Source organism: Pseudomonas bohemica (assembly GCF_002934685.1).
Taxonomy (GTDB): Bacteria; Pseudomonadota; Gammaproteobacteria; order Pseudomonadales; family Pseudomonadaceae; genus Aquipseudomonas; species Aquipseudomonas bohemica.
The window spans coordinates 1-309 of record NZ_NKHL01000020.1; the positions used below are offsets into that span (position 1 = coordinate 1).

1 rRNA gene is annotated in these 309 nt (G+C 51.5%); it reads left to right on the forward strand.

Annotation, left to right across the window (positions count from 1 at the left end):
• A 16S ribosomal RNA gene (locus tag CE491_RS30045) occupies positions 1–309 on the forward strand; the annotation flags it as partial.

Genomic DNA, 309 nt, shown 5'->3' on the forward strand with positions numbered 1-309 from the left:
AATGCAGTGTGCCAGCAGCCGCGGTAAGACGTAGGATGCAAGCGTTGTCCGGATTTATTGGGCGTAAAGAGTTCGTAGGTGGTTTGTTAAGTCTGATGTTAAAGACTGGGGCTCAACCTCGGAAATGCATTGGATACTGGCAGACTCGAGTGCAGTAGAGGCAAGTGGAATTCCAGGTGTAGCGGTGAAATGCGTAGATATCTGGAAGAACACCGGTGGCGCAAGCGACTTGCTGGGCTGTAACTGACGCTGAGGAACGAAAGCTAGGGGAGCAAATGGGATTAGAAACCCGTGTAGTCCGGAGAGTCT